The following is a 5,648-nucleotide window of genomic DNA, read 5'->3' as shown; positions in this document are numbered from 1 at the left end:
ATCGAGTACGCGCTACGCCAAAAAGTCACCGGTGATGGGCCTGCCGGGCCACAGATGTATGAAGCATTCATGACCATCCTGGGTCTTCGCCCCAATGCTAAGGACGCGCCAACCCAGGGTATTGCTCCTGCTGTGCCCCGTCCACTGATCCTGATCCCACTAGAAGAACACATCAAGATCATCAGTGGTGTTGGCGATGACATCATCCTGGGGCTGACCGATGGCACCACCATGACTGGTGCACAGTATCTCACCAAACACTTTGGGGACGTACTCGAAGTAGCGGTATTCCATCCACAACAAGGTGCGGTCAACCTGTATGACACGCAACGGTTTGCCAACCAGAAACAACGCGACCTAGCCAGAGCACTATCACCAACGTGTCCGGTACCGGATTGTCGGCATGCGGCGGATAACTGTCAGGTCCACCACATCAAAGCCTGGTCGAAGGGTGGGCTAACCAACATGGATAACCTGGCGATGCTGTGCCGCTATCACAACCGCACCAACGACGATGACCCCGAACACAGCTACCATGGCCGGGTAGACAACATCCGGGGCGCACCCATATGGAGATCACCCCGCGGACACCTCATCCCCAACACCATCCACCCGTTTGGGGCCATGACACTGCTCTACGGGCGGTAACCCACCAAGTAGCCGGCATGTCCGGCCATTTGGTGTGCTTAAAAACGAGTATTGAAGTGCTGGTTTGTATTGTTTTAAGCACTCTGTGTAAGGTATCAATTCGTGCAAGACGCGGGCTTAGATCCCGTCTGAGCGCGAAAAGTGCATAAGGCCCTGTGGCGCAGTTGGTTAGCGCGCCGCCCTGTCACGGCGGAGGTCGCGGGTTCAAGTCCCGTCAGGGTCGCTGAACTGCTTTTAGCGGTTCCGGCCAGATAGCTCAGTTGGTAGAGCACACGCCTGAAAAGTGTGGGGTCGCCAGTTCGATCCTGGCTCTGGCCACAGTTAACCCCGCGTCGTTGACGCGGGGTTTCGTGTTGCTGGGGCCGGTACACTCGTGCGCATGAGTGAGCAGAATTTCGAGATTAAGCACAAACCGGAACACCACCGCTATGTCATCACGGTTGACGGTGAGCAGGCCGGGTTTGCCAATTATCACGAAGTCGGGGATGTCCGCGATTTCAACCACACGGTCATCGATCCGGCGTTCCGTGGGCGTGGCTTATCCTCACCCCTGATCCAAGCCTCTCTCGACGACACGCGGGAGTCTGGAAAGAAGATCATCCCGTCCTGCTCTGCGGTGGAACATTTTGTGCAGAAGAACGAAGGCTACAAAAACCTGGTGCAGTAGAGGCAGGCAGCCTTAGCGGGTGGTGCTGTCGTTGTGGTCGTTGGCGCCAGAGACGTAGGCGTCCGGATCGACGAGGTGCTTACGCTCGTCACTGCCACGCGGACGGCATTTGGCGGGGATTCCAATGGCGATGCAGTTGGGGGGAACATCTTTGGTTACAACGGCATTCGCTCCGACAGCGGATCCTTCGCCGATGGTGATCGGCCCGAGGACCTTGGCGCCAGCACCGATGGTGACGTCATCGCCGATAGTGGGGTGGCGTTTGGTCTGGGTCAGGACCTGTCCGCCGAGGGTGACGCCGTGGTAGAGCATGACGCCGTCCCCAATTTCGGCGGTTTCGCCGATGACAATGCCCATGCCGTGGTCAATGAAGAAGCGACGTCCGATGGTGGCACCCGGGTGGATTTCCACGCCGGTGAGGAAGCGGGTGAATTGCGCCAGGATGCGCGCTGGGCCCTTGATGTTGCGGGTCCACAGGGCGTGCGAGATGCGGTGCATCCAGATGGCGTGAAGGCCGGAGTAGACGATGGCGTTCTCAAGATCGCCGCGGGCAGCGGGGTCGTGGAGGCGCGCGTTTTCGAGGTCCTCACGGATTGTTTGGATCACCTTGAACATGACAGCCCACTTTAACAGCGCGTAAGAAAGCGCATAAGGAAAAGCCCCCTCGCGGCGGGTTTAGATTCACGCGCCAGGGGGCAGGAGACCAAAAGGTTAGTCGCGGATGTCCTCGTAGAGGATGGTGGAGATGTAGCGCTCGCCGAAGTCGCAGATGACGGTGGCGATGGTCTTGCCAGCGTTCTCCGGGCGCGAAGCCACTTCGAGGGCAGCTGCAACGTTAGCGCCGCTGGAGATGCCGCCGAGGATGCCGTCTTTGCGGGCGAGCTCACGGGAGGTGGCTACAGCAGTTTCGTTGGAGATGGTGAGAACTTCGTCGATAATCCCGCGGTTCAAGGTGGCGGGCACGAAGTTTGCGCCGAGACCCTGGATCTTGTGTGGACCAGCCTGGCCTTCGGACAGGAGAGGGGAGGCGGACGGCTCCACGGCAATGAGCTGGATGTCCGGGTTCTGCTCCTTCAGGTACTTGCCGGCGCCGGAGATGGTGCCGCCGGTGCCCACGCCGGCGACGAGGATGTCAATCTTGCCGTCGCTGTCCGCCCACAGCTCAGGGCCGGTGGTTTCGTAGTGGACGGTCGGGTTGGCTTCGTTTTCAAACTGGCGGGCCAGGATGGCGTTGTCAGTCTGCTCGACAATCTCGTTTGCCTTTTCCACGGCTCCCTTCATCCCCGCTGCACCCGGCGTCAGTTCAATCTGGGCACCGTAGGCACGCAGTACGACGCGGCGCTCAACGGACATGGTTTCCGGCATGGTCAGGATGACCTTGTAGCCACGCGCCGCGCCGACAAGTGCGAGGGCGATACCGGTGTTACCGGAGGTGGCTTCGACGATGGTGCCACCGGGCTTGAGCTGACCGGAGGCCTCCGCGGCGTCGATAATCGCGCGTCCGATGCGGTCCTTCACGGAGTTAGCGGGGTTGAAGAATTCGAGTTTGCCCAGGATGCGTGCCTGTGCGGCGTCGGTGCCTTCGGTGATGCCTTTAAGTTCGACGAGTGGGGTGCCACCGATGGTTTCCAGGATGTTGTTGTAGATCTTTCCCATTTTTTCTCCTTTAGCTATGAGCTGTTGACATGTGATCCTACACGACCCACGCTAAAAATCTAGACCGAGTGGTCCAATAACTATGGACCAGGTGGTTTGGGGGTAGCGTCGATAAGCAATTGCGTACTTCTTGCGCACATTTTTCGGATTTGGTTACCCCCGATTAACCGTTAAGATGGGGGCTGTTTGTTCCACTAGGGCATTTTCGGGTTGGATCCGGACAGTGTCCTTCCTCCGTCGGGGACACTCGAACGGGGGCAATGCGACGGCCAGAGAAGGAGAGAACATGGACGCGCAAGGGGTTAAGGACGACGACGATGCGATCCGCGCGTCTCTGACTGCGCTGAAGACAGCTACCGGCATTCCGGTAGCGATGTATGGCACCCTTCTTGCTGATAATCGCCTTCAGATCACCCAGTGGATCGGTTTGCGCACGCCGGCTCTGCAGAACCTGGTGATTGACCAGAATCAGGGTGTGGGTGGCCGTGTTGTCTCGACACGACGTGCGGTGGGCGTGTCTGATTACACCCGCGCGAATGTGATTTCGCATGAGCATGACCGCGCGATTCAGGATGAGGGACTTCATTCTGTTGTTGCTGTGCCGGTGATTGTGCAGCGTGAGATTCGTGGTGTGTTGTATGTGGGCGTGCATTCTCCGGTGCGCCTGGGGGACAAGGTGATCGAGGAGGTCACCATGACTGCGCGCACGCTCGAGCAGGACCTTGCGGTCAATTCAGCTTTACGACGAGTCGAAGGTGGCAAAGCCACTGCCAAAGCGGGCCGCGTGATGAATGGTGCGGAATGGGAGCAGGTCCGTGCCACCCACTCCAAGCTGCGCATGCTGGCTAACCGTGTTGAAGATGAGCCGATCCGTAAGGAACTTGAGCAGCTGTGTGACCAGATGGTCGCGCCGGTGCGTGTGAAGCAGTCCACGAAGCTGTCTGCGCGCGAACTGGATGTTCTCTCCTGCGTTGCCCTGGGCCACACGAACGTGGAGGCCGCCGAGGAAATGGGTATTGGCGCGGAGACGGTGAAGTCCTACCTGCGCAGCGTGATGCGCAAGCTGGGGGCGCACACTCGTTATGAGGCTGTGAACGCTGCGCGCAGGATTGGTGCGCTGCCTTAACCGCCTCTTGGCTAAATTTTCACTACCCTGGGTCGCGTGAAAGAGCGTTTTCTGGTCCAAGGTGGAGCCCGCCTCGAAGGGGTTGTGCGAGTTGATGGCGCCAAAAATAGTGTGTTGAAGCTGATGGCCGCCGCGCTGTTGGTGGAGGGCACGACAACTCTGAATAACTGCCCGGAGATCCTCGATGTGCCGTTGATGCAGAAGGTGCTGGAAGGTTTGGGCTGCGAGGTGGAGATTGATGGCACGGTTGTGCGCATTCACACCCCCGCGCAGTTGTCTTCCCGCGCGGATTTTGATGCGGTGCGTCAGTTCCGTGCCTCCGTGGCCGTGTTGGGCCCGTTGACGGCGCGCTGCGGGGAGGCGATCGTAGCTCTCCCCGGCGGTGACGCGATTGGTTCCCGCCCCTTGGATATGCACCAGTCCGGCCTGGAAAAGCTGGGGGCTACCACTCACATTGAGCACGGTGCCGTCGTTGCGCGCGCCGGTCGTTTGCATGGTGCGCGAATTAACCTGGACTTCCCCTCCGTCGGTGCAACGGAGAATATTCTCACCGCTGCTGTCTTGGCTGATGGTCAGACTGTGCTGGACAATGCAGCGCGTGAGCCGGAGATCGTGGATCTCTGCGACATGCTCAACGCGATGGGTGCGCGCATCACCGGTGCTGGCACGTCCACCATCACCATCGAGGGCGTTGAGTCCCTCCACCCCACGGAGCACACCGTGATCGGCGACCGCATCGTGGCGGGCACCTGGGCATATGCCGCCGCCATGACGCGGGGTGATGTCACCGTCGTTGGTATTGCTCCCCGCCACCTGCACTTGGCTTTGGCGAAGCTGAAGAATGCCGGCGCTCATGTGGAGACCTACGACAACGGATTCCGCGTGCGCATGGACGGCCGCCCTCAAGCCGTGGACTACCAAACCTTGCCGTTCCCCGGCTTCCCCACGGACCTTCAGCCCATGGCTATTGGTCTGAGCGCTGTCGCTGAGGGGACCTCCGTGATTACGGAGAATGTCTTTGAGTCCCGCTTCCGTTTCGTGGATGAGATGTTGCGCCTGGGCGCAGATGCCACCGTCGATGGCCATCATGTGGTTCTTCGCGGCGTGGAGCGCCTGTCATCCACGGATGTCTGGTCTTCCGATATCCGCGCAGGCGCCGGCCTCGTTTTGGCTGGTCTTGTCGCTGATGGGGAGACGATTGTCCATGACGTTGACCACATCGACCGCGGTTACCCCCACTTCGTTGAAGACCTCAATCATCTCGGTGCTGATGTGCGCCGCGTATAGGCATGTGCTTATCGACGATTCTCCCCTCCCACCTGCTGATTTGTGTTGTTGGTTGGGTGTGTGTAGTTTTGTGTGAGTCAGCGTGACCGACAACGCCCCGCCAGACAGTCTGATTGGGACTGGGTTTTGGTGAGATGGCGGTAGGAAAACGAGCGTTGATGGTTCCTTTCACTTGAATCTGCATTGACTGCGATTTTGTTTGTGGTGTGGGTGTGTGTAAGGTTCAGCAAGCTGCTTTGAACGGGCCCTGTTGTGGGGTGTGTT

Annotated in this window: 6 protein-coding genes and 2 tRNA genes; 6 read left to right on the top strand and 2 right to left on the bottom strand. The window is 59.2% G+C overall.

Translation table 11 applies throughout. The features are described from left to right. From QP968_RS10920 to QP968_RS10905, 4 genes are all read left to right on the top strand, one after another. The coding region (locus tag QP968_RS10920; protein ID WP_284856427.1) for an HNH endonuclease signature motif containing protein at nucleotides 1–648 on the top strand (648 nt) is incomplete at its 5' end. 149 nt (nucleotides 649–797) lie between these two features. Continuing rightward, nucleotides 798–871: transfer RNA gene (locus QP968_RS10915), tRNA-Asp, on the top strand. 22 nt (nucleotides 872–893) lie between these two features. Then, nucleotides 894–966: transfer RNA gene (locus QP968_RS10910), tRNA-Phe, on the top strand. Nucleotides 967–1,027: 61 nt separating this feature from the next. Then, nucleotides 1,028–1,315, top strand: a complete 288-nt coding sequence (locus tag QP968_RS10905; RefSeq protein ID WP_284856426.1) for a GNAT family N-acetyltransferase — start codon at nucleotides 1,028–1,030, stop codon at nucleotides 1,313–1,315. 12 nt (nucleotides 1,316–1,327) lie between these two features. On the opposite strand, the gene epsC is transcribed toward QP968_RS10905, so the two are convergent. Continuing rightward, nucleotides 1,328–1,930 carry a serine O-acetyltransferase EpsC gene (gene epsC, locus QP968_RS10900; RefSeq protein WP_284856425.1) on the bottom strand — a complete coding sequence of 201 codons (603 nt, stop codon included), beginning with the start codon at nucleotides 1,928–1,930 and terminating at the stop codon, nucleotides 1,328–1,330. 96 nt (nucleotides 1,931–2,026) lie between these two features. Next, nucleotides 2,027–2,971: a cysteine synthase A gene (cysK, locus tag QP968_RS10895; protein WP_284856424.1), complete on the bottom strand. Its 945-nt coding sequence runs from the start codon at nucleotides 2,969–2,971 to the stop codon at nucleotides 2,027–2,029. A gap of 286 nt (nucleotides 2,972–3,257) precedes the next feature. Between cysK and ramA the strand changes: the two genes are divergently transcribed. Both ramA and murA read left to right on the top strand, forming a co-directional pair. Further along, nucleotides 3,258–4,097, top strand: a complete 840-nt coding sequence (gene ramA, locus QP968_RS10890; protein ID WP_284856423.1) for an acetate metabolism transcriptional regulator RamA — start codon at nucleotides 3,258–3,260, stop codon at nucleotides 4,095–4,097. A gap of 36 nt (nucleotides 4,098–4,133) precedes the next feature. Continuing rightward, nucleotides 4,134–5,384, top strand: coding sequence for a UDP-N-acetylglucosamine 1-carboxyvinyltransferase (murA, locus tag QP968_RS10885; RefSeq protein WP_284856422.1), 1,251 nt, complete (start codon nucleotides 4,134–4,136; stop codon nucleotides 5,382–5,384). The last annotated feature ends 264 nt before the right edge of the window (nucleotides 5,385–5,648 follow it).

Source organism: Corynebacterium sp. MSK041 (genome assembly GCF_030232265.1).
GTDB lineage: Bacteria > Actinomycetota > Actinomycetes > Mycobacteriales > Mycobacteriaceae > Corynebacterium.
Note: the sequence above shows the minus strand (reverse complement) of the source record. Positions and strands in the feature narration are given on the sequence as shown.